Here is a 23,953-nt window from a genome sequence, read left to right as displayed (position 1 = left end):
GAAGCCCATGGCCCGAGTTCGCCACAAACGCAAGCCCGTCGCCGAGATGAACGTGGTGCCCTACATCGATGTGATGCTGGTGCTGCTGGTCATCTTCATGGTGACGGCGCCCATGCTCAACCAGGGCGTGAAGGTAGACCTGCCCAAGGTTTCCAGCGAAGCCTTGCCGCAGGACAACAACGTCCAGATCCTCACCATCTCCATCAAGGCCGACAAGACCTATTACTGGAACCTCGGCAGCGAAGTCGATACCGACAAGCAGATGGACAAGGCCATGACCCTGCCGGCCATGACCGACGCCGTGACCAAGATCATTGCCGCCGGCCGTGACCAGGGCAAGCAGACCCAGGTATTCATTCGGGGTGACAAGGCGGTCGACTATGGCGCGGTCATGGGTGCCATGGGCGGGTTGCAGAAGGCCGGTGTCGGTAACGTTGGCCTGATTACCGAGGCGCCCTGATGCAACAGCGAGAGCCATCCGCCTCGGAAAGCTACTTCTGGCCCAGTGTCTGGGCCATCGGTCTGCATGTGCTGGTGTTCGGCCTGCTGTTCGTCAGTTTTGCCATGACGCCTGAGCTGCCGCCTTCCAAGCCAATCGTCCAGGCTACCCTTTACCAGCTCAAGTCCAAGAGCCAGGCGACCACCCAGACCAACCAGAAGATTGCCGGGGAAGCGAAGAAGACCGCGTCGCGCCAGACTGAAGTCGAGCAGTTGGAGCAGAAGAAGGTCGAGCAGGAGGCCATCAAGGCTGCGGAACAAAAGAAAGCCGACGCCGCTCAAAAGGCCGAAGAGGCTCGCGAAGCCGCCGAGGCGAAAAAAGCCGAGGACGCCGCCAAGGCCGCCGAAGCCGCCAAGGCCAAGCAAGCCGCCGAAGCCAAGAAGGCCGACGAGGCGAAGAAAGCCGCCGAGAAGCAGCAGGCTGACATCGCCAAGAAGAAGGCTGAGGACGAAGCGAAGAAAAAAGCCGAAGAAGAGGCCAAGAAAGCGGCCGCTGAAGAGGCGAAGAAACAAGCCGCCGAGGACGCCAAGAAGAAGGCAGCCGAAGAGGCCAAGAAGAAAGCAGCCGAGGACGCCAAGAAGAAAGCGGCGGCCGAGGACGCGAAGAAGAAGGCAGCTGAAGAGGCCAAGAAGAAGGCCGCTGCAGACGCCCAGAAGAAAAAGGCACAGGAAGCGGCCCGCAAGGCGGCAGAAGACAAGAAAGCCCAGGCCCTGGCCGAGCTGTTGTCCGATACCACCGAGCGGCAGCAGGCCCTGGCTGACGAGCAAGGTGACCAGGTGGCCGGCGATTTCGACGACCTGATCCGCATGCGCGCGGCCGAGGGTTGGGCGCGTCCGCCTTCCGCGCGCAAGGGCATGACGGTGACCCTGCAGGTAAGCATGTTGCCGGACGGTACCGTTACCAGTGTCAGCGTGGTCCGTTCCAGTGGTGACGGCCCGTTCGACAGTTCGGCGGTAGCTGCGGTCAAGAACATTGGTCGTTTGACCGAGATGCAGGGTATGAAGCCGAGCGATTTCAACCGTTATCGTTCGTTCAAGATGACATTTACACCTGAGGATCTAGCGTTGTGATTAAACGTCTGAGAGGACTGCTGGTCTTGCTCTGCTGCGTGGCAGGCTTGGCGGTGGCAGAGGAAAAGAACATCCTGGTCACCAGCGGCAGCGACCGGGCCACGCCCATCGCGGTAGTACCGTTCGGTATGCAGGGCGGTAGCGTGTTGCCTGAAGACATTGCCGACATCATCGGCAACGACCTGCGCAACTCTGGCTACTATTCGCCGATTCCGCGGCAGAACATGATCAGCCAGCCGTCGCAGGCCAGCGAAGTGATCTTCCGTGACTGGAAAGCCCTGGGTGCCCAGTACGTGATGGTCGGTAGCATCGTGCCCTCGGGTGGTCGCCTGCAGGTGCAGTACGCGCTGTTCAACGTCGCCACCGAGCAGCAAGTGCTGACCGGTAGCGTGGCGGGCAGCACCGACCAGTTGCGCGACATGGCGCACTACATTGCAGACCAGTCGTTCGAGAAGCTCACCGGCATCAAGGGCGCGTTCTCGACCCGCATGCTGTACGTGACTGCCGAGCGCTTCTCCACCAACAATACCCGCTACACCCTGCAGCGTTCGGACTACGACGGTGCACGTGCAGTCACCCTGCTGCAATCGCGCGAGCCTATCCTGTCGCCGCGGTTCGCACCGGATGGCAAGCGTATTGCCTACGTGTCGTTCGAACAGAAGCGCCCGCGCATCTTCGTGCAGAACATCGATACCGGCCGTCGCGAACAGGTGACCAACTTCGAGGGCCTGAACGGCGCGCCAGCCTGGTCGCCTGACGGTTCGCGCCTGGCCTTCGTGCTGTCCAAGGACGGCAACCCGGACATCTACGTGATGAACATGGCCTCGCGCCAGATCAGCCGCGTAACCGCCGGCCCTGGTATCAATACCGAGCCGTTCTGGGGTAAAGACGGCAACACCATTTACTTCACCTCCGACCGGGGCGGCAAACCGCAGATCTATAAACAGTCGGTCGGTGGGGGTGGTGCCGAGCGCGTAACCTTCGTGGGTAACTACAACGCCAACCCGAAACTTTCGGCAGACGAGAAAACCCTGGTGATGATTCATCGCCAACAGGGCTTTACCAACTTCAAAGTGGCGGCACAGGACTTGCAGCGCGGAAGTGTAAAGATTCTCTCGGAAACAAGTCTTGATGAGTCTCCCACTGTTGCGCCAAACGGCACCATGCTAATCTACGCCACCCGCCAGCAGGGCCGGGGAGTCTTGATGCTCGTGTCGCTTAATGGCCGCGTGAGGCTCCCACTTCCTACCGCTCAAGGCGAAGTCAGAGAACCGTCCTGGTCCCCTTACCTGAACTGATTGCGGCGTAATACGTTTTGCTTAACACACTGGGGTTTCATTAGGAGTTTCACGATGGAAATGCTGAAGTTTGGTAAATTTGCTGCGCTGGCTCTGGCCATGGCCGTAGCTGTAGGTTGCTCCTCGAAGGGCGGTGACAACGCAGGCGAAGGCGCTGCTGTAGATCCTAACGCTGGCTACGGTGCCAACACTGGCGCTGTCGACGGCTCCCTGAGCGAAGAAGCGGCCCTGCGCGCAATCACCACCTTCTACTTCGAATACGACAGCTCGGACCTGAAGCCAGAAGCCATGCGCGCTCTGGACGTTCACGCCAAGGACCTGAAAGCCAACGGCAACCGCGTTGTTCTGGAAGGTAACACCGACGAGCGCGGCACCCGCGAGTACAACATGGCTCTGGGTGAGCGTCGTGCGAAAGCCGTTCAGCGCTACCTGGTTCTGCAGGGTGTTTCCCCTGCTCAGCTGGAAGTGGTTTCCTACGGCGAAGAGCGTCCAGTTGCTACCGGCAACGACGAGCAGTCCTGGGCTCAGAACCGTCGCGTAGAACTGCGTAAGTAAGTTCTTATGCGTATGTGCCGCCGTGTAGTAACCGTCCTCGCACTCAGCCTGCCGCTCGCGGCCTGGGCTGAGGTCCCTGTAGTAGATGACAACGCAGGCAGTTATCCGCCTGCGGGTTATGGCACGAGCGGCGCCTATGCCGGGTCGGGGGCTTCGGCCCCTGCCTCTGCACAGGGCCAGCTGTTCATGCAGCTGCAACAGATGCAGGACCAGCTTTCCCGTCAGCAAGGCATCATCGAAGAGCTGCAAAACGATGTGTCGCGCATGAAGCAGGAAAACCTGGAGCGATACCAGGACCTGGACCGTCGCATCAACAGTGGTGCTGCACCTGCCGCAACCCCTGACAATTCCTCCGGTGGTGCATCCAATGCCGCCTCCGGTGCAGCAGCCGGTGCTGCTGCGCAACAACCGGCCGCCAGTAGCGAGCCCGGTGATCCGGCGAAAGAGAAGCTCTACTACGATGCAGCTTTCGACCTGATCAAGCAAAAAGACTTCGACAAGGCCAGCCAGGCCTTCACCGCCTTCCTGCGCAAATATCCGAACAGCCAGTACGCCGGCAATGCCCAGTACTGGTTGGGTGAGGTGAACTTGGCCAAGGGTGACTTGCAAGGCGCCAGCCAGGCGTTTGCCCAGGTCAGCCAAAAGTACCCCAAGCACAGCAAAGTGCCAGACTCGCTTTACAAACTGGCCGACGTCGAGCGCCGCATGGGCCACACCGACAAGGTCAAGAGTATCCTGCAACAGGTCATCACCCAGTATCCCGGCACCTCTGCCGCGCAATTGGCACAGCGTGACCTGCAAAAGCTCTAAGGCGCTTTGCAGTTGCGTTTGAAATAAACCCGCGCCAGTCGCGGGTTTTTTCGTTAGAATCACGGCCCTTTTTTCGTAAACACGCTGCTGCGGATAACGCGATGTCGAGTCCGCGGCAGTGCCTGACGGAGGCGGGCAGCCTGTTTAGCTGTCACGCCCGTGGCGAGCATGCAAGACACATTACGCATCACCGAAGTCTTTTACTCTTTGCAGGGTGAAACACGAACGGCTGGGCTGCCCACGGTATTCGTGCGGCTCACCGGTTGCCCCCTGCGCTGCCAGTACTGCGACAGTGCCTACGCCTTCAGTGGCGGTACCGTTCGTACCCTCGACTCGATCCTCGAGCAAGTGGCCGGCTTCAGGCCGCGCTATGTGTGCGTCACCGGTGGCGAACCGCTGGCCCAACCGAATGCCCTGCCGCTGCTGCAGCGGCTGTGCGATGCCGGCTACGAGGTGTCTCTGGAGACCAGTGGCGCGCTGGATATCGCCGGCACCGACACCCGGGTCAGTCGTGTGGTAGACCTGAAGACCCCAGGTTCCGAAGAGTCGCACCGTAACCTCTATTCGAACATCGACCAGCTGACCCGCAACGACCAGGTCAAGTTCGTCATCTGTTCCCGCGAGGATTACGACTGGGCAGTTTCCAAGCTGATCCAGTACAACCTGGCCGAGCGTGCCGGTGAAGTGCTGTTTTCACCCAGCCATCATCAGGTGAGCGCCAGCGACCTGGCAGACTGGATCGTCGCCGACAACCTGCCCGTGCGCTTCCAGCTGCAGTTGCACAAGCTGCTGTGGAACGACGAACCCGGGCGTTGATTGAGGAGTAAATACACATGACAGAAAAACGCGCAGTCATCCTGTTGTCCGGTGGCCTGGACTCGGCCACGGTAGTCGCCATGGCCAAGGCCGACGGCTACAGCTGCTATACCATGAGCTTCGATTACGGCCAGCGCCATCGCGCCGAGCTTAACGCCGCTGCCCGTGTGGCCCGCGACCTGGGCGTGGTCGAGCACAAGGTCATTGGCTTGAACCTGGACGGTATCGGAGGTTCGGCCTTGACCGACAGCAGCATCGACGTGCCGGAAACACCCGGTGAAGGTATTCCAGTGACCTATGTGCCAGCGCGCAATACCGTGTTCCTGTCACTGGCGCTGGGCTGGGCAGAAGTGCTGGAGGCACGTGATATCTTCATTGGCGTGAACGCCGTGGACTACTCCGGCTACCCGGATTGCCGCCCTGAGTTCGTCGAAGCGTTCGAGCGCATGGCCAACCTGGCGACCAAGGCTGGGGTCGAAGGGCAGGGCTTCCGGATCCAGGCGCCGCTGCAGAACATGAGCAAGGCGCAAATCGTGCAGGCTGGTATGGCCCGCGGCGTGGACTATAGCCTGACCGTTTCCTGCTACCAGGCCGACGATGAAGGGCGTGCCTGCGGCAAGTGCGACAGCTGCCGCCTGCGTGCCGATGGTTTCGGGGCTGCCGGTGTCGACGACCCCACGCGCTACGCTTGAACTGATCAGAGGGTATTGATTTCCCGTTAGAAATCAGTATTATACGCGCCATCCAACGGGTCGTTAGCTCAGTTGGTAGAGCAGTTGGCTTTTAACCAATTGGTCGTAGGTTCGAATCCTACACGACCCACCACTATTCACAGCGGTTCGTGATGTACTAGGAAGGGGGGCTTGCCAGCCAGTTTCTAGTCTTGCAGCCGTCTGGAGCGAACCTTAGGCTCGCTTCGGCGTGATGTCAATATGGAATAGCCCGCCGCTTATGGCGGGCTTTTTCGTCTCTGGCCCAAAAAACTCAATGACTTAGCGGATTCGCGTGCTACTCAGCACTGCGAAAACTCGCCTCGAGTGGCCCCCAAAACCCGCGCAGCCAAAGGCATGGCGCCAGTTTCCTAGCACCAGAGACCTGGGACAGTTCTGTCCTATCTGCCCTTGATCAGCTGTCGATGTAGTGGCTGATTGCCATTCGTCGACTCATAGCTTCGGGGAGGCGCGTGCGTTGTAGACCGTGCCTGCGTCAGCCGAATGAGATCGAGCAAAGGGTGTAGACCCTGTCGTCGATGCCATCAGGCTGAATAGAAGGCTGGGTTGAAAGAGATCTTCGGGCGGTAGCAAAGCACTGGCACAGATCTGCTTGAACTCAATCAGCAGATGTCCTGGTGCAGGGTCGCCACCTCCTTGATGATCTTGTTCGATCGCTCTTCGTCGACCAGGCTCTATGCGTTGTTCGCCTTCACCTAGTCGCGAGTTTGGTGCAGCACTGTCATCCACCCGCCGTACAAGACGTAATGCTCCCTGCTGCATGCTCCGCTCGTGCAACACGTCTCGCATGTGGTCATAGTCGGCCTCGATGTAGCTCATCGTGGTGGCGATGTTGGAATGGTTCAGCAGGTTCTTGGTGAGGTGGATGTTTCTTTCTGGCTGCTTCATCAGATCGGTTGCAAGCGTGTGCCTGAACCGGTGCGGAGTCATCCGAACCCCGAGCTTGACGATCAGCTTCTTGTACATCGCCTCGACTTGGTCGGAGTTCATTTCATGCCGCTTGTAATAGCGGGAGAAGCGATTGACGTTGAAGAGTTGGTCTTCGGCGGCGAAGCCAGCTCGAGCGGCTTCATCCAACAACCGACGCATATGAGGCGCAAGACCATCCATAATCGGGATCCGGAACTCCCGGTGGGTCTTCTCTGTTTCGCCTCGTACTAGGATGAGTTGGCGGTCCCAGTCGACATCCCGAAGCCGAATGCACAGTAGTGCGTTCAACCGGATGCCCGTGTAGTAGAAGATTTCGAACGTAGCGAGCCAGAACCACCCTGGCGTGATCCTGGCACGGCTGCCAGTCGATTCCTCTTGGTCAGCCAGGCTTCTGAGCCAGCGCCGCGCACGGAGGATCGCCTCGCCGTCAATGATTTTGCTCGGCCGCTTCGGTGCAATTACCGTCGTCTTCTTGAATGGGTTCACATCGGTGTTGGGAAGAATCCCGTACTCGATGCCATACCCCCATATGGTTCGGAGGTGATTGGAGTAGGTGTTCCAGCTGCGCTTCGATAGACCTCCGTCAATCAGCTTGTTCCTCAACGCGAGAACGCCACGTCGATCGATAGACTCCACATCGACAGCTTTGCCGAAGTTCTTTTCCAGCTTCTTCATTGCCGCGCCGTAGATTTTCGCACTGGCCGGCCGGAGGTCGTGATCGACTAGGTATTCCCGGAGCAGATTCTCGGGCGTCATTCGGCGGCCCCTTCCGTCACCCGTCTCAAGCTTGGGTTATTCATGGGCTGCTCGGGGAATATCAGCTTCGGGTCAAGAAGCAGGTAGCCCCTCAACTGCGTGGTCTTCCTTGGACCTATTACATCGTAGGTCCAAATGTTCAGCTGCTTGCTGGTCTTCTGGTGGCTCTTCTCTTTCTCAAAGGCGCGTTGAACATGCTGCCAGGCCGCTGTCCCAGGTTTACCGACGATCTTCTCAAGCTCCGGGTGCTCCAGCACATATCGCTTGAAGATCCCTGGGGTGACGAGCATTGCTGTGTCGTCGACGGTGTGAATCAGGGCCTTGGTGTCATTGATGATCAATTTATGGGAGGCGGCACCTGCTTTTACCCAAGCGATGAAAGCCCCTCCCAACGAACTACTCGTAGGCATTGTGGTTACATCTTTTTGTGCAGCATTCCTTGCTATGGCTGCTAGAGAATCGTCAGCCCGCCCTACCTCCTCTAGTCCTTGATGGGGAGGGGAGGCGGCTGCTGAGCCTTGGCTAGCACTTAGCTCTTCTGATGGCGCAGTGATATTACTATACAGTGACAGTAGTTCTTCACGCTCAGATGATTGGATTCCTTGGCTTGGAGCTGGCTGTACCAGCGCTCGGGGCCGCGCCGGCGGTTGAGGTGTGTCGTCACTGGTGTCGATGGGTTGTTCCGGTACCGCGCAAACTGTTTCTTCACTCGTACTCGGCTGCGTGACTACTTCCGGTTCCTGCTCCAGGGTGAGGGTGCCGGCGTACTGGGGAGGGCGATCGTCTGGATTGGGCCATACGAGTGCCGGCGAGATCTTCAAGAAGGTGAAGCTATTCTTCCAGCCGCGGCCGTTATCGATGGTGGCTTTCCAGATCGCTTTATCCTGCGCGTTGGTCTGGATGATTGCCTGGTCCTGCAGCATGTTGAAGAACGGGGCATTGGAGGTTGGCACTCCCTCAATACCCTGGGTCAGCATGTATGCCCGGAGTTGATCTGCTGCAGGCTTACTCACCAGCCAAAGCGCATCCTGTGTCAGCCAGCCATCTGCAGGTCCGTCCTGGTGATTGAGCTTGAGTTTCTCCCGCACCAGGAAACGCAGGCCGTCGGCGAGTTGCCGCTGCAGTGATTGTTTGGGGGCTGTCAGCGCGCGCTCTGGATTTCCTCCCAGTTGCTGGGCAACGGAAGCTTTGTCTGCTTGGACCACAATTTCGCCGAGGATGCCGGCGTGCTCGTATTGACCTGCGAGGAGGTAGATCAGCTGCCTCCATAGTTCAGGAAAACCACTGAGCCAGTCGAGAATCCCGCTGTCCAGGACCTGCATATACACTAGGGCTGAAGCAGCACCGTGTAGCTGGTACTCCCTGCCTTTGACGTACTTGAACCGGTAGGGACGGCTGATCGGTCCATGCCACGGGTGCCACGCTCGGCCATCCTCGAGCTCCACGCGGAGGTCAACAGCGATCTTTCCCAAGTCGTGCAGCAACGCGCCGTACGCTGCGGCTGCGGTCCATGCCTCAGCTTGGGCCGACTGCGATTCCGGTGGCGCTCCGATCGGCAGAAGGTGCGTCTGACGGATCTTGAGGGCGTAAGCCATGATCTCCAGGCCATGGTCTAGGAGGCCCCCAAGGTGGGCATGGTGATGGTTTTCAGAAGCAGGGAGCAGCTGCACCAGCTCTGCGTAGCGCTCGAGCGGCTTGAGGTAGAGGGTGTTGAACTGAGCTCGTGAGAGCGAAGCCCGACGCCAGATATTCTCCAGGAGCTGCTGGCGGAGGGGGCTCTGCAGCAGAGCAGTAGCCTTCGCCGGCAGATGGAAGCCATGCGGTGAGGCTTCTGGCGTTGGTTTGGCCGAACGGCGGCCTAACCATGATAGGAGGTGCATAGGGTGCTCCATGGGTGTGCATGGAGCGGGCTTTTCTCCTAATGCCAAGATGGCATCAACGGAAAAGGGTATCTGAGAGGTTCTAGAATTCGTGGCAATGCGCCATCACTACATGCCGCGTGGCCTCAATGATGGACTTGAGTTAGGGGGGTTACGTGGAGCAGGTGGAGCAGGTTTCAGTTCATGCTTATATTGTTCAAGGCTGAGGCTACCAACAAGTTTTCCCGACGGCGAAACACCTAGAACCGTTAACATGCTTTCGGGTGAGACGTGACCACCTCCGCCGCGCCCATCTGCACTCCTGTAATATTGTAGTTGTTCAAGGTAGTTCATAAACTCAGGGTGAGTTATGCCCATGGAAAGAATATCAGCCAGGTCGGCGGACCGAGCATTCGGGTCAAAATATTTCTGGTTCCCGAGTCCTAATTTTTGCTCATTGGTTAGGCCTCCATATACAATCCAATGATGGTTGTAGTGGTTCAACTGATTTGCAGCTACGTCGTAGTCTGTGAAGATTGTTTTCTCTGCTGCGATCTCTGATTTGTCTCTCTTGAACTCTACAAGTACCAGTTTTTTATCTTTTCCGAAAATTCCATCGCCTGATGAACGCTCATGACGGCCTGCAATCGGCGCTGCGAAATCTAATCGACCGGCTGCGTTGAGTCTAAGGATGAAACCGTACTCGACTGTTTTTTCCCACCAAGTTGCTTGCATATTAAGCTCCTAGCGTTTCCTTTTGTCGGACTACGTCCGCCCTTTCGGGTAGGGCTTTTACCCTTGTGATCCATTCCATTATCCATTCAAGCCCATTTGCTTCTGAGCCATTTACCCTTTACTGCTGATGCAGGTGTTTCAAATTCTGCGCGACCTCCATAGCATCGTGGAGGACTCGTAGTATCTCAACGATTTGATCTGTCCCAGTTCGGTAAAACACGATATGTCGAGGTCTAATCACACGGCCGTCAGTCATCTGCAGCACGTTGAATGACAGATGCAGGCTGCGAAGGCCCGGGGAAAGCTCATCACGCATTTTGCTGTCTGCCGGCGTCGGCTGTTCAGCTAGGGCGAGGAGCGTCTCCTGCAGCAAGTCTTGATACCGATTCCTGACGGACTGACCGAGCCTCACCTCAGTGAAGCGAAGCGTATCGGCGATGTCGATGCATGCCTGGGGTGACATGCGAACCATGACCCTACTCATGCTTTATCGCCCGCTAGTCTTCCAAGATTGTCCAGGTAGGCTGCCAGATTGGACGGATCGATTTCATCGTACTGGCCTGCTTCGACCTGCATGATGCCTACTGATGTTGCGTTCCGCAGTGCTTCGAGCCTGGCTGCCTCAGCTGCTTCATGCTCAAGCAGCATCCGGATGCCTGCACGCACGACTTCGCTGAAGTTCTGGTACCGACCAGTGTTGACTAAATCATCAATGGACTGCTCCATCGGCTTTGGAACGACGACATTGTGGGTGGCCATGGATGTGAACCTGATGAGTGGTGATGGCGTTTTATGCCATACCTCTTGCGGAAATGCCAAAGGTGTCGTATATCTGATGGCAAGGTGCTCTCACAGAGCAAGGAGATGGAACATGACCACAGCCGCCAAACGATCGATTGCCTTCCGCTTGGGCCGGGCTCTGGGGAGCGTGGCGCGTTTCTTCATGCATGACATCAATCCGACAGTCCGTTGGGTTAAACGGGTATTCCTAGCAACGGTTATTGCGCTCATTTTAGCCAACTCGATCAGCTGGGTTATGTCGGTGCTACTGACAGTCTTTTCTCTGACTCTCGGTCTGTACGCACTTTCCAAAGTTGACCTCGGAAAGGTTGAGCTGTTTTCTGAGGATGAAGAGGCACCATACGGTCGGGATGTTTTTGAAAGACCGCTTGATTCTTATGGTAGGTCAGTTAAATAGATACTGGCTCAGTACTTGCTGTATCAAGCCAGTATCACCATGATGCGCTCAGCTCTTTGAGGCTCCTCCAGCAACCGACTTTACTCCGCCCTCAACCAGATTGCCTGCTTTTTGACCTGCCCTTTGCACTGCTCCAGTTCCTTCTGACAGTCCGCTAAGAATTGTACCTGTTTGCACTCCTGCCCAGCCAAGAGCTAGAACCCAAAAGGTTGGGAGAATGATAAACATCGAACCCATGACGAAGTTCAGAATCGCGTCTTGAGTCGTGGTGTTCAAGCCCATCACTGGATCAAAGGATAAGTGCGGCGAGCCCGAGCCATATAAAACGTCGATGATAGTGCTGTCGACCCATCTTGCCAGTTGAAACCAGAAATCTACAAATATTAAGGCGAACATTGTTACTGACATGGTCATGGCAACCTTCAGTTGATACGCTCCGATTATCAGTACCAGTGGAATGCAGATAACCATGGCCATCTTGAGGAAGGCCACTACCATCGGTAATGCTTGACGCACCATGTCCATAGCCGGGAAGAAGGCCAGCGAGCCTACGGCGACCCCCAGTGTACCCCCTGCACGAGCAAGGCCATTCCAGACGGTTCCGTCGATCTGTCCGCCATAGTCGGTGTAGACGTCGCCGTTGACCTGGCTGGATGGCGACACGAGCTGGCGAATCATCGAGTCGGTTACTTCCTCCTGGGACAGCCACTTTGCCCATCCGAGGAACTGGTTCAGCAGACTTGGGTCGACCTGGGCTTTCAGTCGGTCCCGTAGGCCGATGCTCCCATCTGACCACCACTGCTTGCAGGTGGGGTACCCACCGCCCCCGGTCACCTGAGGCATGCCATCATCTCGTTTCGTGTCATACGGCCAGGATGTACGTGGTGTTCTGGAGTAGTCCGTGTCGTAGTAACCAGCTGTATTCAGCAAGTAGTGGGACCCGATCCAGTTCAGGTCCTGCAGGGCCTTCTGGTCTTTGGCGATCGACCCAATGTCGGGCTGACGCATGAACAGGCGCGCGCGGGAAGGACCGAAGCAATCGTGGGTGAAGTCTGCCACCTCCTGCGCGAGCAGGGGGTTGCCGATCCTCATCGCGTCGACCTCCATGCGCATTTGCCTGAGATCCGTACCGCAAGGGATGGCTGCAACAGCACCGCTATTCAAACCCTTGGACAGCGCGTGAACGAGCGCCCACCACACCGGCACCTTCGCGCTCTTGCCGGCCAACGAGCTGAAGGTGGTGTTCCAGCCTGTCTCCGAGGGCGCCGGCGTCAGCACTTGGCACTGCTTCCCTCGCGCCTGATCGAACTGCAGAGTGTCAAACCCCACGGAGATGGCTGGCACAGCACACAGTGAAACGACCACGTATCCGACGTACAGCTGGGTTTCAATGCGAGCCAGGGACAGCACACCTTTGTTGCCTTCGTCGGCACCTTCTCCTCGTACCTTGATCCACTCACGGGCGACGATGATGATGAAGGGCAGGGCAAACAGCCCCGTGTCGGAGATCATGTCCCAGATCCCGTTGTTGATGATCCACCCTACCAGGGTGAGGTAATACTCCAGGTAGTCGTTTGTATAGAGCGTCATAGCACCTCCGACCAGGTGATTGGCGCCTTCGAGATTTCGATTATCACGAACAGCAGGAGCACCAAGAACTCGACCCGCTGAGCGCCTTTAGATGGTTGGCCATCCCCCGTTCCGGGCAGTCGCGCCTTGAGCTTCAACCAGGCGATGACGATGCTGCCGTAGAGGGCAAGTCGCCATAGCAGCAGTGGCAGGTAATTGCCCTCACGCCACTTCAGCCAAGTGTCGAAAACACCCAGGTGATTGACCGCGATGATGCCGAGCAACACGCTCAGCAGCAGCATCACTACGCTCAAAGCTACGCCCCCGAGCAGGACTTTCAGGGGGTGGACTTTTTTCTCGACATCTTCGGACATGGTCACTCCTTGCCGGCAGGCTTCTGCAGCTGAATCATGCGATCCTGTTCAGGCGCCGCGTTGTAAATCGAGCGAGAACTTTCGGAGCGTGCCTTGCCGCGTTCGATGATTTTCATCGGAGAGTTGTTCGCGAGCTGCTGTCGCATATCGAGCTCGGTCTTCAGATTCGTGATTAGCAATTGGAGGTTGTCCACCTGGCCGAGGGTCGCTTCTACGGCAATCTTGTTCATGCTCACATTCGGCTCCCTGCTGCCTGTAATCAGCATGCGTTGCATCAGAAGCGCTTTCTCCAGAACGTCTGCAAGTGCCACCTCCGAGGCAAGGCGGGACGTAAGTACAGCTTGGTCACGCTCGTCACGAAGTGCGGTTACGACGCCGCGGGTGATGGGCAGTGAGTCGCTGCTGGCCTCACGCAGCTTCTCGGAGGTGATCTGTGTTCCCGGCTTCAAGAGCTCCTGCAGCGCCGCGAGCTTCTTGTCGTATGTTTCCTGGATCAGCGGCGTCAGGCCCACTCCCGGAGTCGAGGTGGTGGCGCAGCCTTCACAGGTTTGGATCTGCTGCTCACCCAGGACCCGGTTTGCGAACTGGGCGGCTTCGGCTGGTGATTCCCAACTGCCGCATACCAGTCCATTGGAGCAGCTGGCCTGCGGAATGCTCGAGGTATCCTGAGCTGCGCGGTTGTTGAGAAGGTTATAGCCTGCCTTCGCGACGTCCCCGACCACTTTGATAGGCTGCTGACCGTTGCCGCCGGCCTGCTTTCCGCCTACCCAGGTCACGCCGTTGGTTCCAGGCGCTTCCTCGACCTTGTCGACCACTGCTACGGCGTCGTTGCTGGATGCCAGGGCTTGCCCCATCTTTTGCCCCTCTGCAACCTTGCCCCACCCCATCTGACCACCCGCGATGTCGGCCATGCGTTCGGCCATCGCCCTGCAGGTTCCCTTCGATCGGTCGTAGTCGAGGCGCGCCTGCAGGATTCCGTTCGTCAGCAGGTTATAGAGGGCGGGATTGGCCCGCTGCAGGATCATCGCCGGCAGTGACGTGACTGCGCCGGTAGCGTTCTGGATGACGCTGCCCATGATCTGTTGGAAACCCTGCGTTGCGCCGTTCAGCTGGTTCTGCAGCGTGTTGCTGAGGTCCATGTTTCCGCAGACCAGGTTGTTCTGCCAGCCGGCACCGACGGTGATGCTCTCCATCTGGCCAGCGCTGCCCATCTGGACAGCACTGCCACCACCGATGCTGTAGAGCACGTCGTCTCCGATCACGCTGCCCTGGGATTCGACCTTGATCGGGTCGGCGGCCTCGGCCATGCACCAGGTGCTGGTCATGCCAGCTGCGAGAATGATCGCGATGGATAATTTATTCATTGAACTCTCCAGTCATATCTCATTGGAAGTCAGTGCTTCCCAGGAAGGTTTGGCCCTTACGCTGGCAGCATGAGTAGGGCCGCCACAGGGCCCACGCATAGGCTTCGTCGACAGCGTCGGCATTAGGGCCGGGGGAGGGGAATACGGCGCAGGTGGGGCTCATGGTTGGCGTGAGTTGCTGCCACTTTCCTGTGGTGGCATCGCCTTCTTTCAGCTCGCCGGCAGGCCAGTAGCCTGGTTCTGCAAGACCGCGCATTGGCAGGTACACGTGGGGTTGACCGACACGGGTGGTGACGTCGCCGGCGCGCTGGGCGATGACAGCACCGGCTTTAAAATCGTCGACCTGGTGGATGAAGCCGCTGCGTGGGTAAACGCTTCCCCACATGTCTGCCGATAGAAGGCCGCCGACTTCACGCATGCCCGGAATCAGGGCCTCCGGGTAAACGGACTCGGGTACTCCGTACCGCCATGCAAGGGTGTCCAGCGTGCTGAGCATGTATGGAACGTAAGGCGTGGTCGCGCCGTGGCAGGAATAGCCAAAGGAACTGGCGAACCGGCTGAACACCGCAGCCCCAGGATGGCCAATAACGTCTGCCTCCTTGAACTTGGCGATGTTGTTCTCGGCGTTGTGGTTGGTTGTTCCATCATTACCGGCTTGCGCTGCCGCATTCGGCGCTCCCATCGGGCTCACCTCTGTCCAAGGGTTTTCCCCGGTATTGGCGTAGGCAGATACCACCGCGTCCGGGATGTAATGCCGGACTTTGGTGGAGGTTTTGACCGTGCAGCCAACAGGGGTGCAGAGCAGCCAGTAGCAGATGCCGACCACTTTGTACTCAAGGCAGGTAGGCGAACTGGTGGAGGCGATAATCGCCGCTGAACTGATGGCCGCTGATGCTGAGAGCGGGAGTGATGCTGTAAGAAGACCGGTCAGGGTCAGTCTGGATATTCGCCTCATCATTGCCCCCTTGCACGGTTGATGGTCTGCATGGCTGTTGCCACGTCGGGTTGGCCGTACACCACATACCGGCGATCGACGACCACCGCCGGCACCTTCGAAACACCGACACTCCAGGCATCAGCATTTCCCTGCTGGGCGGTGGCCAGCTGTTGCATCAGTGCGGCCCCTGCCGGAGTGCTCATCAGCCGTCGTGCGGCGAGAGCGGCCTGGTGAGGGTTAGGTGGCAGCTCTCGGGACAACTGCTCCTCGATGCGCTGTTGGTCATCGAGCTTGATGACACGCACATCTGCTGGTACGGAAGTCAGTGGGTGCGCTGAGTCTGTTATGGCCCAGATCTCGGCATGGGCGGTGCCGGTGGCCAACGCGACAACGAGCAAGGGGACTGCTCGCCATGAGGGCGGGAGGGGATTGAACATGGGACTGCACCTGAAGTGGGGACCGATACAGGAAAACGGATCGGCCCACCAGGCGCAGTAGGAAATAGATATCTGAGGGTGCTTGGATTTATCGGGGAGTTAGGTCGGGTGGAGCAGACGGAGCGTTTTTGCCGTGGCAGGCTTGTGGATATGGCTCATACTGGGGATGTAAGCCGGAACCCCAGAAATTTCCGTCACCCTAGTTGGGTGGGCTCAACACTCGTGTCACCAGCTACCTTCTGGAGAATCGAGCTCGGCCATCCCTCCCTGGACGGGCATCGCTCGACGATGTTCAACGGCTCCCTCACGGGGCCGTCGTTTTGTGGGGGCTATTCCATCCACAAGTCGTCGAGGTTCTTGAAGTTCCAGAGCGTCGGGTCTTCGGGGCCAGTGATACTGTCCTTGCAACTCGTGGCCGCCAGGTCGATGGTCTGCATCGGGATCGGCTCTCTCGAGCGTAGCGAGAAGAACACGCGAACCTTGGGAGTCAGCAGTGATTCCATTCCCGGCTCAACGACAACGGCCAGACGCTTAGAGGACAGGCGAACCAAGGAGCCGACGGGGTAGATGCCCACGGCCTTGACGAAGGCGTGGAAGATGCGTTTGTCGAAATGGCCCTCCCACTTGGCCATCTGCCGCATCGCCGCGGACGGGTCCCACGGCTTTTTGTAGGCTCGCTCCGACGTCACGGCATCATAGACGTCGCAGATTGCGCCCATGCGGGCCAGGAGTGAAATGGCGTCACCGGCCAAGCGATCCGGGTAGCCGGTTCCGTCGATCTTCTCGTGATGGTGCAGGGCAATGTCCACCACCCCGGGCTCGGCCCCGCCTGCGCGCAGCATCTTTGCGCCCTCCACAGGGTGGCGCTTCATGATGGCGAACTCGGCATCGGTGAGCTTGCCTGGTTTGTTAAGCACTTCCAGCGGCATCGCGGCCTTGCCTAGGTCGTGCATCAGTCCGCCGATGCCAGCCAGGCGCGTTTGCTCCTCGTCTAGATCGAGATGCCGGGCCAGCGATAGCATCAGGGCGCAGACGGCAACCGAGTGCAGGTAGGTGTAATCGTCGTGCGTTTTGATGCGTGCGACGCTGATGAGGGCATGAGGTTGGCGCAGCACCGAGGCAGCGATTTCTCCGACCAGCGGCAACGTCGTGCTTGGGTCGACGGCCTTGCCAAGCCGGGCTTCCTGGAACATGTCCATGACTTGGGACTTGGCCGCAAGACAGAGTTTCCGTGCATAACACATTTCGCTCTCCATTGAGGTTGCGCCGTCACTTTTCTTGCTTAGTGGACTAGACGGCAGAGATTGCTCCTCCGACAATTCTCTGGGCTCTGGGCTCTGGGCTCTGGGCTCTGGGCTCTGGGCTCTGGGCTCTGGGCTCTGGGCTCTGGGCTCTGGGCTCTGGGCTCTGGGCTCTGGGCTCTCTGGGCTCTCTGGGCTCTCTGGGCTCTCTGGGCTCTCTGGGCTCTCTGGGCTCTCTGGGCTCTCTGGGCTCTCTGGGCTCTCTGGGTCGACTTGGCTTTTGGCCAAGTCGACCCAGACCTCCCCGACGCCACATTCTCGAATGGCAGAGAGATCCTGAGGCTCGGTCAGCAGGAAGCTGCCGCGCCAGAATGGGTGTCGAACCCAAGAGCCGGCGAGCTTGTGGATGTACATGCCGAGACGAAGCTCGGATACGGGAATGCGTTTTACCAACTTATTTTCCTTTCTGAGTTGGGTGGTTAGGCGTGCGCCGAGGCTGGCACCCAGCGGTAGAGCGGAGGTAAGGTCACGCCAAGATTCTTGGATCAGCCGGAACCGCCGAAATTTCCGTCAGCCGATCAACATGGCTTTGTCTCGCGCTCGGTCGATGCGTTCCTGCATCGCCTGCATGACTTCTTCGTGGGTGTACGACTTGGCGTTGGGGTCGTCGGCCTCTCGGAGAGCTTCCTCGACCTCGCGGGTCATCCGCGCATATTCTTCCGGCCACAGCGCTTGCTCCATGCGCAGCGACGCCTGCCCAAGCAGGTGCAGCAGGCCGAACAGCCGCATGTCATTGGTGGCGACGACGTGCTCTCGAATCCGCTCCTGGATCACCTCGCAGGCCCGATGCGCCTCTGGCGTCGCCGTGCCCTCGTAGCCGGCTGGGAGTTCTGCTTCTTCAGCGATTCGCGCCCAAGCGATAGCCAGCGCCTCGATGGTGGACAGGTTCATTTGCTCATCCACTTGCGCAGCAGACGCTTTTTCAGGGAGGCGCGCTCTTGCGGATTGCGTCCCTTGTGGTTGGCAATGCGATCCGCCGTGGCGGCCTGGCGCTTGATGGGCCAGTAGGAGCGGCCATCCTTACCCATCGACCAGACGTTGCTGACCTGGTTTTCCAGTAGAGGCAGATGGGCGCATAGAGCTTCCGGCGACGCGCTGGCCAGCGCGGTGCGCTCGTGGGTTCGCCAGCGCTGATGCCAGAGTTTCTTGTCCTCGCGCTCGCTACGGCAGGTCGTGTGCCCAACGATGGGCGTTTTGCGGCGGCTGCGGCTCATGATGTGGTTGTCTCCAAGAACATTCAGGACAGGCTTTCTGGGTAGAGCGCCGTCAACCGGGACAGGGTTTCTTGCACTTGTTCCAGCGAGGTCATCAGATGATCAACCTGATCCTGAAGATCCACGGCGAGATCAAATAGCTCAGCCACTCGGCTGCGTGATCCCTCGTTGAACGCGGCCATTGCCAGTTGATGCAGCTTCAACAGGTCGGTGCGCAGTTGCGGAGGTGCGCCGTCTGCGCTGTCATTCAAATCGCCGCGCAGCACGTCCACGGCATCGACTGCACGCAGCAGTGCCGTGGTATCGAAATTCTCGGGAGTCAGTTCGTCCCATTCGTCGTCGGTGATGCGGGCTGCCATCAGGAGGCTCCGATTAAGCGGTTGCGAGCGTTAGATGCCCGATCGGCTCGGCTGCTGGCCGTACCTTGATTTCGATGTCGTAGCCGAGGCGATTCAGACAATCCATCAGCTTGCGTTCGGATAGATTGGTGAAGTCGCCGCGCATCATGCCCGACACCTTCGGTTGCGGGATGCCCATGCGTTTGGCCGCCGCTTGTTGAGTCAGCCCAAGGGCGCGCATGGCCCTCCTGATCTCGACCACCAGGCCGGTCTTGATCTTGAGCTTTTCAGCGTCAGGCAGTCCAAGGTCGGCAAAGACGTTGCCCGAGCTGCGCTGAACCTCGACGCCTTCAATGATTCGTTTTTGCATTTCGTAGCTCCTGTGCCAATACCTCGGCCACCTTCAGCCGAGCGCGGATGATGTCCATGTCGGCCTTTGGCGTGGCGATTCCGCTCTTGCTCTTCTTCTGGAAGCAGTGCAGGACGAACACCGCTTCCGCAAACTTGACCGTGTATACCGCTCGATAGGTGCCGCCGGCATCGTCTTCGACGACCTCCAGCACGCCGGCACCACCGAACCCCTTGAGCACCTTTGCTGCGTCATCCTGATCGCCTATCTGCGCCAACGAGAGCGCGTAACCGAAACGGCGACGCACGTCGGACGTGCAACGCCATCAAATCCTTGTGGCTGCTCGCGATCCATTCGAGCGGTTTTTCTTTGTTTGTCATGACGGAATTTTATACCTGTTCAGGTAATGATGTAAACGCGGCAACCTCAAGGAGGTGTCGTAAAACATTAGCGTACGATTTTTTCCGAATTCTGCGGGCACCCCTAAACCATGTTTTGTCGCGTATTCCCTCCCAGGCTGTGGATAGCCCGTCTATTAGGAACCGAGTTCCGTCTATTAGGAACCGAGTTCCGTCTATTAGGAACCGAGTTCCGTCTATTAGGAACCGGCCACATCCGTAAGACCTTGATTTCAAAAGATAAAAAGCCGTTTTTTCCTCCTAAATCTTTTAAATCTTTTAAATCTTCTTAAAACCTCTCAGCCTGTGGGCAACTCGCAGCCCTGCAAGCAACATACAAGCCGCCGTTAGCGCCCTATGGGCGCGCCTACCCTTCTGTCGCTTCGCTCCCTTCGCCCCGCCGCTTCGCGTCGGCCTGTCGCGGCCTGCGCCCGCTCAAAAATGCCTGGCCTACGGCCAGCAACGTTTACCAAGGGCGCGGCAAGCCGCGCCGGCGTCAACCCAACCACCTCGAACTGAACCAAACCTATGCGCCGCCTGAAGGCTCGCTAAGGGTTGGACAGTATGGATCGAGGCGATCCGACCGCCTGTACTCATCCTGGACGACTGCCGCCGCCTGCAAGTCCGTAAGGGTTGAACGCCAAAGAGGGGGCGGGAGCGCTGCAACCGGAGCAGCGTCAGAGCCTCCAGAATCGCCCACACAACGCGGAAGCTGTCAGTCAGGGGGCAAGCCTACCTTAGCACCAGAAACGCGCCCAGGGGGCCGCAGGGGGCCGCAGGGGGCCGATTTTGGGGACGATAGAGAAATCGGGTAGGAGGCGGGGTCGCCCCCGCCGTCCTCCCACACCACCGTACATACGGTTCCGTATACGGCGGTTCCTGCCTACTGACAGACTGCGTCAGCGAGCTTGGTTCCGTTGATGTGTCGCCTGTGGTAACTAAGCGCCCAGACCGGCCCTCGGAGTTTCCGACTCCTACCTCCTGATGGTCTCGACCGCCGCTGTTCACGACGTTTCTGCCTTACGCTCCAACAGAGAGCACACCTGACTATCCACTCATGACAGGTTCAGCCCTTCATCGCTCCGGTTCCGAGCAACTACTACGGCCTCTGCTGACTTCTGTTCGCCCATCCCGCCACCTCTCGGTGCCGGTAGCACGTGGCAGGCCAAACAGATCTCCCAGGGTAATTCGCGCGCCCTTCCTGCTTATGCCTGTCGGATTTACGTCGTAGCGTTCCGTGCAAGTATCGGGCTTTGGCAATCGTTGCTACCTCACCCCGCTACGCCGCCTCTATCCGCTTCCTATACGTCAGACCAGCATTTTGCCTCGGGCTTCCTTCAGATTCGCGGTCACCCGCGACACCCTTGCCTTCAGCTAACACTTCCCCTTGCCGGGTGTGTAGAGGACTTTCACCTCCAAATCGTCCGACTCACCACCACAGTGAGCCGAACAGCGCCAGTCACGGCACTACGCGCCATGCCTGGCGCACAACGGAAAAAATCGTACGTTAAGCGTACGGCCTGTCAGGTTGAGGCCCTAGAGGTTGCCGGCGAGGCGTCAGAAAATGCTGGAATCGGCCCTATCTGTCGTTTTCAGAAGACGGCTGCACTGAACGTCAGAAGCCGACTGCACTATAGCAGCGGAGGGGTTGGATCCATCAGGCAACGACGGGCTGCTGCCGGCCATCAGCGGACGCAGGGAGGACTTTCCGCAACCGGCCGTTCGATGCGGCACCGATGGCCTTCGCGCAGGGGTAGTGAATCCGCCAGGATTGACTTGCGCTGCCCTACCTCTCACTAGTGAGGGGCGGCAGCGCATCAAGCGGTGAGCGCACTCCGGCACCGCCAACTTTCAGCACATGCGTGTAAATCATCGTCGTAGAGACGTCGGAATGGCCGAGCAGATCCTGCACGGTTCGAATGTCGTAACCGCTGCGGAGCAAGGCCGTCGCGAACGAGTGGCGGAGGGTGTGCGGTGTGGCGGGCTTCGTGATGCCTGCTTGTTCTACGGCACGTTTGAAGGCGCGCTGAAAGGTCTGGTCATACATGTGATGGCGACGCACGACACCGCTCCGTGGATCGGTCGAATGCGTGTGCTGCGCAAAAACCCAGAACCACGGCCAGGAATGCCCGGCGCGCGGATACTTCCGCTCAAGGGCGTCGGGAAGCGCAACGCCGCTGCGGCCCTCGGCCTGGTCCTTCAGCCACCATGCCCGTGCACGCGACAGCTGCTCGCGCAGGCTGGGTGCCAAGCTCTCGGGTAACATCAAGGCCCGATCCTTGGAGCCCTTGCCCTCCCGCACGATGATCGTGCCGTGATCGAAATCCAGATCCTTGACCCGCAGTTGCAAACCCTCACTGATCCGCATGCCCGTTCCATACAGAAGCTGGGCGAACAAACGATGCTCGCCTTCCAGAAAACCGAGGATGCGAACCACTTCATCCGGGGTCAGCACCACCGGCAAGCGCCGCGACGGCCGAGGTCTTCCGATCTCCTGAAGCCAGGGCAGATCCGTGCACAGCACCTTGCCGTAGAAGAACAGCAAGGCCGCCAATGCCTGACGATGCGTGGAGACCGAAACCTTGCGCTCGTTCGCCAGCCAGGACAGAAATGCCTCGACTTCGCTGCTGCCCAAGGTTGCCGGGTGACGCACACCGTGGAAACGGATGAAGGCACGAACCCAGTGGACATAAGCCTGTTCGGTTCGTAAGCTATAATGCAAGTAGCGTATGCGCTCACGCAACTGGTCCAGAACCTTGACCGAACGCAGCGGTGGTAACGGCGCAGTGGCGGTTTTCATGGCTTGTTATGACTGTTTTTTTGTACAGTCTATGCCTCGGGCATCCAAGCAGCAAGCGCGTTACGCCGTGGGTCGATGTTTGATGTTATGGAGCAGCAACGATGTTACGCAGCAGGGCAGTCGCCCTAAAACAAAGTTAGAAAAGGAAAAGTATGAGCAAGTTATCTGTATTCTTTATATTTTTGTTTTGCAGCATTGCTACCGCAGCAGAGTCTTTGCCAGATTTAAAAATTGAAAAGCTTGATGAAGGCGTTTATGTTCATACTTCGTTTGAAGAAGTTAACGGGTGGGGCGTTGTTCCTAAACATGGTTTGGTGGTTCTTGTAAATGCTGAGGCTTACCTAATTGACACTCCATTTACGGCTAAAGATACTGAAAAGTTAGTCACTTGGTTTGTGGAGCGTGGCTATAAAATAAAAGGCAGCATTTCCTCTCATTTTCATAGCGACAGCACGGGCGGAATAGAGTGGCTTAATTCTCGATCTATCCCCACGTATGCATCTGAATTAACAAATGAACTGCTTAAAAAAGACGGTAAGGTTCAAGCCACAAATTCATTTAGCGGAGTTAACTATTGGCTAGTTAAAAATAAAATTGAAGTTTTTTATCCAGGCCCGGGACACACTCCAGATAACGTAGTGGTTTGGTTGCCTGAAAGGAAAATATTATTCGGTGGTTGTTTTATTAAACCGTACGGTTTAGGCAATTTGGGTGACGCAAATATAGAAGCTTGGCCAAAGTCCGCCAAATTATTAAAGTCCAAATATGGTAAGGCAAAACTGGTTGTTCCAAGTCACAGTGAAGTTGGAGACGCATCACTCTTGAAACTTACATTAGAGCAGGCGGTTAAAGGGTTAAACGAAAGTAAAAAACCATCAAAACCAAGCAACTAAATTTCTAACAAGTCGTTGCAGCACGCCACTACGTGGCTGGACAGTTTGTAAGTTGCGCTTTTGTGGTTTGCTTCGCAAAGTATTCCACAACGCGCAACTTACAAACTGCCGCTGAACTTAGCGTTAGGCATCACAAAGTACAGCATCGTGACCAACAGCAACGATTCCGTCACACTGCGCCTCATGACTGAGCATGACCTTGCGATGCTCTATGAGTGGCTAAATCGATCTCATATCGTCGAGTGGTGGGGCGGAGAAGAAGCACGCCCGACACTTGCTGACGTACAGGAACAGTACTTGCCAAGCGTTTTAGCGCAAGAGTCCGTCACTCCATACATTGCAATGCTGAATGGAGAGCCGATTGGGTATGCCCAGTCGTACGTTGCTCTTGGAAGCGGGGACGGATGGTGGGAAGAAGAAACCGATCCAGGAGTACGCGGAATAGACCAGTCACTGGCGAATGCATCACAACTGGGCAAAGGCTTGGGAACCAAGCTGGTTCGAGCTCTGGTTGAGTTGCTGTTCAATGATCCCGAGGTCACCAAGATCCAAACGGACCCGTCGCCGAGCAACTTGCGAGCGATCCGATGCTACGAGAAAGCGGGGTTTGAGAGGCAAGGTACCGTAACCACCCCAGATGGTCCAGCCGTGTACATGGTTCAAACACGCCAGGCATTCGAGCGAACACGCAGTGATGCCTAACCCTTCCATCGAGGGGGACG

27 protein-coding genes and 1 tRNA gene are annotated in these 23,953 nt (G+C 57.8%); 11 read left to right on the top strand and 17 right to left on the bottom strand.

The features are described from left to right. Positions 1-7 precede the first annotated feature (7 nt). The 8 genes from tolR (at position 8) to GEV39_RS18315 (ending at position 5,873) form a co-directional block, all read left to right on the top strand. Entirely contained in the window at positions 8-460 is a 453-nt protein-coding gene (gene tolR, locus GEV39_RS18350) for a protein TolR (RefSeq protein WP_003254760.1), read from the top strand. Further along, positions 460-1,569 carry a cell envelope integrity protein TolA gene (gene tolA, locus GEV39_RS18345; RefSeq protein WP_054905832.1) on the top strand — a complete coding sequence of 370 codons (1,110 nt, stop codon included), beginning with the start codon at positions 460-462 and terminating at the stop codon, positions 1,567-1,569. The genes tolR and tolA overlap by 1 nt, the downstream gene beginning before the upstream one ends. Then, a complete protein-coding gene (tolB, locus tag GEV39_RS18340) occupies positions 1,566-2,867 on the top strand; it encodes a Tol-Pal system beta propeller repeat protein TolB (RefSeq protein WP_173890765.1) in 1,302 nt (433 codons plus the stop codon). Before tolA ends, tolB begins: the two co-directional genes overlap by 4 nt. Before the next feature lie 54 nt (positions 2,868-2,921). Further along, positions 2,922-3,422, top strand: coding sequence for a peptidoglycan-associated lipoprotein Pal (pal, locus tag GEV39_RS18335; protein WP_029887416.1), 501 nt, complete (start codon positions 2,922-2,924; stop codon positions 3,420-3,422). A gap of 6 nt (positions 3,423-3,428) precedes the next feature. Next, positions 3,429-4,232 carry a tol-pal system protein YbgF gene (gene ybgF / locus GEV39_RS18330; RefSeq protein ID WP_029887417.1) on the top strand — a complete coding sequence of 268 codons (804 nt, stop codon included), beginning with the start codon at positions 3,429-3,431 and terminating at the stop codon, positions 4,230-4,232. Positions 4,233-4,400: 168 nt separating this feature from the next. Beyond that, positions 4,401-5,048, top strand: a complete 648-nt coding sequence (gene queE, locus GEV39_RS18325; protein WP_009684060.1) for a 7-carboxy-7-deazaguanine synthase QueE — start codon at positions 4,401-4,403, stop codon at positions 5,046-5,048. Positions 5,049-5,065: 17 nt separating this feature from the next. Next, positions 5,066-5,740, top strand: a complete 675-nt coding sequence (queC, locus tag GEV39_RS18320) for a 7-cyano-7-deazaguanine synthase QueC (RefSeq protein WP_173890764.1) — start codon at positions 5,066-5,068, stop codon at positions 5,738-5,740. Positions 5,741-5,797: 57 nt separating this feature from the next. After that, positions 5,798-5,873: transfer RNA gene (locus tag GEV39_RS18315), tRNA-Lys, on the top strand. Between the two features lie 338 nt (positions 5,874-6,211). Here the strand turns inward: GEV39_RS18315 and GEV39_RS18310 are convergent. From GEV39_RS18310 to GEV39_RS18290, 5 genes are all read right to left on the bottom strand, one after another. Next, positions 6,212-7,465 (bottom strand): site-specific integrase, encoded by a 1,254-nt coding sequence (locus GEV39_RS18310; protein WP_023662949.1) that lies wholly within the window; start codon positions 7,463-7,465, stop codon positions 6,212-6,214. Continuing rightward, positions 7,462-9,357, bottom strand: a complete 1,896-nt coding sequence (mobH, locus tag GEV39_RS18305) for a MobH family relaxase (RefSeq protein ID WP_031325672.1) — start codon at positions 9,355-9,357, stop codon at positions 7,462-7,464. Before mobH ends, GEV39_RS18310 begins: the two co-directional genes overlap by 4 nt. Positions 9,358-9,453: 96 nt before the next feature. Continuing rightward, positions 9,454-10,059: a hypothetical protein gene (locus GEV39_RS18300; RefSeq protein WP_128637346.1), complete on the bottom strand. Its 606-nt coding sequence runs from the start codon at positions 10,057-10,059 to the stop codon at positions 9,454-9,456. A gap of 118 nt (positions 10,060-10,177) precedes the next feature. Next, positions 10,178-10,531, bottom strand: coding sequence for a type II toxin-antitoxin system RelE/ParE family toxin (locus tag GEV39_RS18295; protein ID WP_023662951.1), 354 nt, complete (start codon positions 10,529-10,531; stop codon positions 10,178-10,180). Positions 10,532-10,539: 8 nt separating this feature from the next. After that, the gene (locus tag GEV39_RS18290) at positions 10,540-10,818 is read right to left on the bottom strand and encodes a type II toxin-antitoxin system ParD family antitoxin (protein WP_009402065.1); all 279 of its coding nucleotides are present in this window, start codon (positions 10,816-10,818) and stop codon (positions 10,540-10,542) included. A gap of 112 nt (positions 10,819-10,930) precedes the next feature. On the opposite strand from GEV39_RS18290, the gene GEV39_RS18285 reads away from it, so the two are divergent. Then, a complete protein-coding gene (locus GEV39_RS18285) occupies positions 10,931-11,257 on the top strand; it encodes a hypothetical protein (protein WP_023662952.1) in 327 nt (108 codons plus the stop codon). Positions 11,258-11,305: 48 nt separating this feature from the next. Here the strand turns inward: GEV39_RS18285 and GEV39_RS18280 are convergent, their stop codons facing one another. The 12 genes from GEV39_RS18280 to intI1 all read right to left on the bottom strand — a co-directional run bounded on the left by GEV39_RS18280 (position 11,306) and on the right by intI1 (position 22,338). Continuing rightward, entirely contained in the window at positions 11,306-12,847 is a 1,542-nt protein-coding gene (locus tag GEV39_RS18280; RefSeq protein WP_023662953.1) for a conjugal transfer protein TraG N-terminal domain-containing protein, read from the bottom strand. Beyond that, positions 12,844-13,200 carry a hypothetical protein gene (locus GEV39_RS18275; protein WP_023662954.1) on the bottom strand — a complete coding sequence of 119 codons (357 nt, stop codon included), beginning with the start codon at positions 13,198-13,200 and terminating at the stop codon, positions 12,844-12,846. Before GEV39_RS18275 ends, GEV39_RS18280 begins: the two co-directional genes overlap by 4 nt. A gap of 2 nt (positions 13,201-13,202) precedes the next feature. Next, entirely contained in the window at positions 13,203-14,564 is a 1,362-nt protein-coding gene (locus tag GEV39_RS18270) for an integrating conjugative element protein (protein ID WP_023662955.1), read from the bottom strand. A gap of 19 nt (positions 14,565-14,583) precedes the next feature. Beyond that, positions 14,584-15,519 carry a TIGR03756 family integrating conjugative element protein gene (locus tag GEV39_RS18265; protein ID WP_023662956.1) on the bottom strand — a complete coding sequence of 312 codons (936 nt, stop codon included), beginning with the start codon at positions 15,517-15,519 and terminating at the stop codon, positions 14,584-14,586. Continuing rightward, positions 15,519-15,938, bottom strand: a complete 420-nt coding sequence (locus tag GEV39_RS18260) for a TIGR03757 family integrating conjugative element protein (protein ID WP_023662957.1) — start codon at positions 15,936-15,938, stop codon at positions 15,519-15,521. The genes GEV39_RS18265 and GEV39_RS18260 overlap by 1 nt, the downstream gene beginning before the upstream one ends. Before the next feature lie 329 nt (positions 15,939-16,267). Then, on the bottom strand, positions 16,268-17,593 hold the full coding sequence (locus tag GEV39_RS18255; protein ID WP_249414368.1) for a cyclic di-GMP phosphodiesterase: 1,326 nt from the start codon (positions 17,591-17,593) through the stop codon (positions 16,268-16,270). A 156-nt stretch (positions 17,594-17,749) separates the two neighbouring features. After that, positions 17,750-18,130, bottom strand: a complete 381-nt coding sequence (locus GEV39_RS18250; RefSeq protein ID WP_001054412.1) for a hypothetical protein — start codon at positions 18,128-18,130, stop codon at positions 17,750-17,752. Then, the gene (locus GEV39_RS18245) at positions 18,127-18,453 is read right to left on the bottom strand and encodes a hypothetical protein (protein WP_000091614.1); all 327 of its coding nucleotides are present in this window, start codon (positions 18,451-18,453) and stop codon (positions 18,127-18,129) included. The genes GEV39_RS18250 and GEV39_RS18245 overlap by 4 nt, the downstream gene beginning before the upstream one ends. Before the next feature lie 23 nt (positions 18,454-18,476). Continuing rightward, the gene (locus GEV39_RS18240) at positions 18,477-18,812 is read right to left on the bottom strand and encodes a hypothetical protein (RefSeq protein ID WP_000741275.1); all 336 of its coding nucleotides are present in this window, start codon (positions 18,810-18,812) and stop codon (positions 18,477-18,479) included. A 13-nt stretch (positions 18,813-18,825) separates the two neighbouring features. Further along, a complete protein-coding gene (locus tag GEV39_RS18235; RefSeq protein WP_001172026.1) occupies positions 18,826-19,161 on the bottom strand; it encodes a helix-turn-helix domain-containing protein in 336 nt (111 codons plus the stop codon). Further along, positions 19,142-19,447 carry a type II toxin-antitoxin system RelE/ParE family toxin gene (locus GEV39_RS18230; RefSeq protein ID WP_019819701.1) on the bottom strand — a complete coding sequence of 102 codons (306 nt, stop codon included), beginning with the start codon at positions 19,445-19,447 and terminating at the stop codon, positions 19,142-19,144. The genes GEV39_RS18235 and GEV39_RS18230 overlap by 20 nt, the downstream gene beginning before the upstream one ends. A gap of 1,877 nt (positions 19,448-21,324) precedes the next feature. Beyond that, positions 21,325-22,338: a class 1 integron integrase IntI1 gene (gene intI1 / locus GEV39_RS18225; RefSeq protein ID WP_000845048.1), complete on the bottom strand. Its 1,014-nt coding sequence runs from the start codon at positions 22,336-22,338 to the stop codon at positions 21,325-21,327. A 152-nt stretch (positions 22,339-22,490) separates the two neighbouring features. Here intI1 and GEV39_RS18220 point away from each other — a divergent pair, with 152 nt between their 5' ends. Further along, positions 22,491-23,231, top strand: coding sequence for a subclass B1 metallo-beta-lactamase IMP-1 (locus GEV39_RS18220; protein WP_003159548.1), 741 nt, complete (start codon positions 22,491-22,493; stop codon positions 23,229-23,231). Between the two features lie 147 nt (positions 23,232-23,378). Continuing rightward, positions 23,379-23,933, top strand: coding sequence for an aminoglycoside N-acetyltransferase AAC(6')-Ib4 (locus tag GEV39_RS18215; protein ID WP_003159191.1), 555 nt, complete (start codon positions 23,379-23,381; stop codon positions 23,931-23,933). The last annotated feature ends 20 nt before the right edge of the window (positions 23,934-23,953 follow it).

The organism is Pseudomonas sp. NY5710 (genome assembly GCF_013305665.1).
Classification (GTDB): Bacteria; Pseudomonadota; Gammaproteobacteria; order Pseudomonadales; family Pseudomonadaceae; genus Aquipseudomonas; species Aquipseudomonas juntendi.
The sequence above is the reverse complement of the archived record's forward strand: the minus strand, read 5'-3'. Positions and strand labels throughout refer to the sequence as shown.

Bases quoted from the DNA above. Each gene is read 5' to 3' on its own strand.
- tolR (WP_003254760.1), top strand. From the start codon at position 8: ATGGCCCGAGTTCGCCACAAACGCAAGCCCGTCGCCGAGATGAACGTG.
- tolA (WP_054905832.1), top strand. From the start codon at position 460: ATGCAACAGCGAGAGCCATCCGCCTCGGAAAGCTACTTCTGGCCCAGT.
- pal (WP_029887416.1), top strand. From the start codon at position 2,922: ATGGAAATGCTGAAGTTTGGTAAATTTGCTGCGCTGGCTCTGGCCATG.
- ybgF (WP_029887417.1), top strand. From the start codon at position 3,429: ATGCGTATGTGCCGCCGTGTAGTAACCGTCCTCGCACTCAGCCTGCCG.
- queE (WP_009684060.1), top strand. From the start codon at position 4,401: ATGCAAGACACATTACGCATCACCGAAGTCTTTTACTCTTTGCAGGGT.
- queC (WP_173890764.1), top strand. From the start codon at position 5,066: ATGACAGAAAAACGCGCAGTCATCCTGTTGTCCGGTGGCCTGGACTCG.
- GEV39_RS18310 (WP_023662949.1), bottom strand. From the start codon at position 7,465: ATGACGCCCGAGAATCTGCTCCGGGAATACCTAGTCGATCACGACCTC.
- mobH (WP_031325672.1), bottom strand. From the start codon at position 9,357: ATGGAGCACCCTATGCACCTCCTATCATGGTTAGGCCGCCGTTCGGCC.
- GEV39_RS18300 (WP_128637346.1), bottom strand. From the start codon at position 10,059: ATGCAAGCAACTTGGTGGGAAAAAACAGTCGAGTACGGTTTCATCCTT.
- GEV39_RS18295 (WP_023662951.1), bottom strand. From the start codon at position 10,531: ATGGTTCGCATGTCACCCCAGGCATGCATCGACATCGCCGATACGCTT.
- GEV39_RS18290 (WP_009402065.1), bottom strand. From the start codon at position 10,818: ATGGCCACCCACAATGTCGTCGTTCCAAAGCCGATGGAGCAGTCCATT.
- GEV39_RS18285 (WP_023662952.1), top strand. From the start codon at position 10,931: ATGACCACAGCCGCCAAACGATCGATTGCCTTCCGCTTGGGCCGGGCT.
- GEV39_RS18280 (WP_023662953.1), bottom strand. From the start codon at position 12,847: ATGACGCTCTATACAAACGACTACCTGGAGTATTACCTCACCCTGGTA.
- GEV39_RS18275 (WP_023662954.1), bottom strand. From the start codon at position 13,200: ATGTCCGAAGATGTCGAGAAAAAAGTCCACCCCCTGAAAGTCCTGCTC.
- GEV39_RS18270 (WP_023662955.1), bottom strand. From the start codon at position 14,564: ATGAATAAATTATCCATCGCGATCATTCTCGCAGCTGGCATGACCAGC.
- GEV39_RS18265 (WP_023662956.1), bottom strand. From the start codon at position 15,519: ATGAGGCGAATATCCAGACTGACCCTGACCGGTCTTCTTACAGCATCA.
- GEV39_RS18260 (WP_023662957.1), bottom strand. From the start codon at position 15,938: ATGTTCAATCCCCTCCCGCCCTCATGGCGAGCAGTCCCCTTGCTCGTT.
- GEV39_RS18255 (WP_249414368.1), bottom strand. From the start codon at position 17,593: ATGTACATCCACAAGCTCGCCGGCTCTTGGGTTCGACACCCATTCTGG.
- GEV39_RS18250 (WP_001054412.1), bottom strand. From the start codon at position 18,130: ATGAACCTGTCCACCATCGAGGCGCTGGCTATCGCTTGGGCGCGAATC.
- GEV39_RS18245 (WP_000091614.1), bottom strand. From the start codon at position 18,453: ATGAGCCGCAGCCGCCGCAAAACGCCCATCGTTGGGCACACGACCTGC.
- GEV39_RS18240 (WP_000741275.1), bottom strand. From the start codon at position 18,812: ATGGCAGCCCGCATCACCGACGACGAATGGGACGAACTGACTCCCGAG.
- GEV39_RS18235 (WP_001172026.1), bottom strand. From the start codon at position 19,161: ATGCAAAAACGAATCATTGAAGGCGTCGAGGTTCAGCGCAGCTCGGGC.
- intI1 (WP_000845048.1), bottom strand. From the start codon at position 22,338: ATGAAAACCGCCACTGCGCCGTTACCACCGCTGCGTTCGGTCAAGGTT.
- GEV39_RS18220 (WP_003159548.1), top strand. From the start codon at position 22,491: ATGAGCAAGTTATCTGTATTCTTTATATTTTTGTTTTGCAGCATTGCT.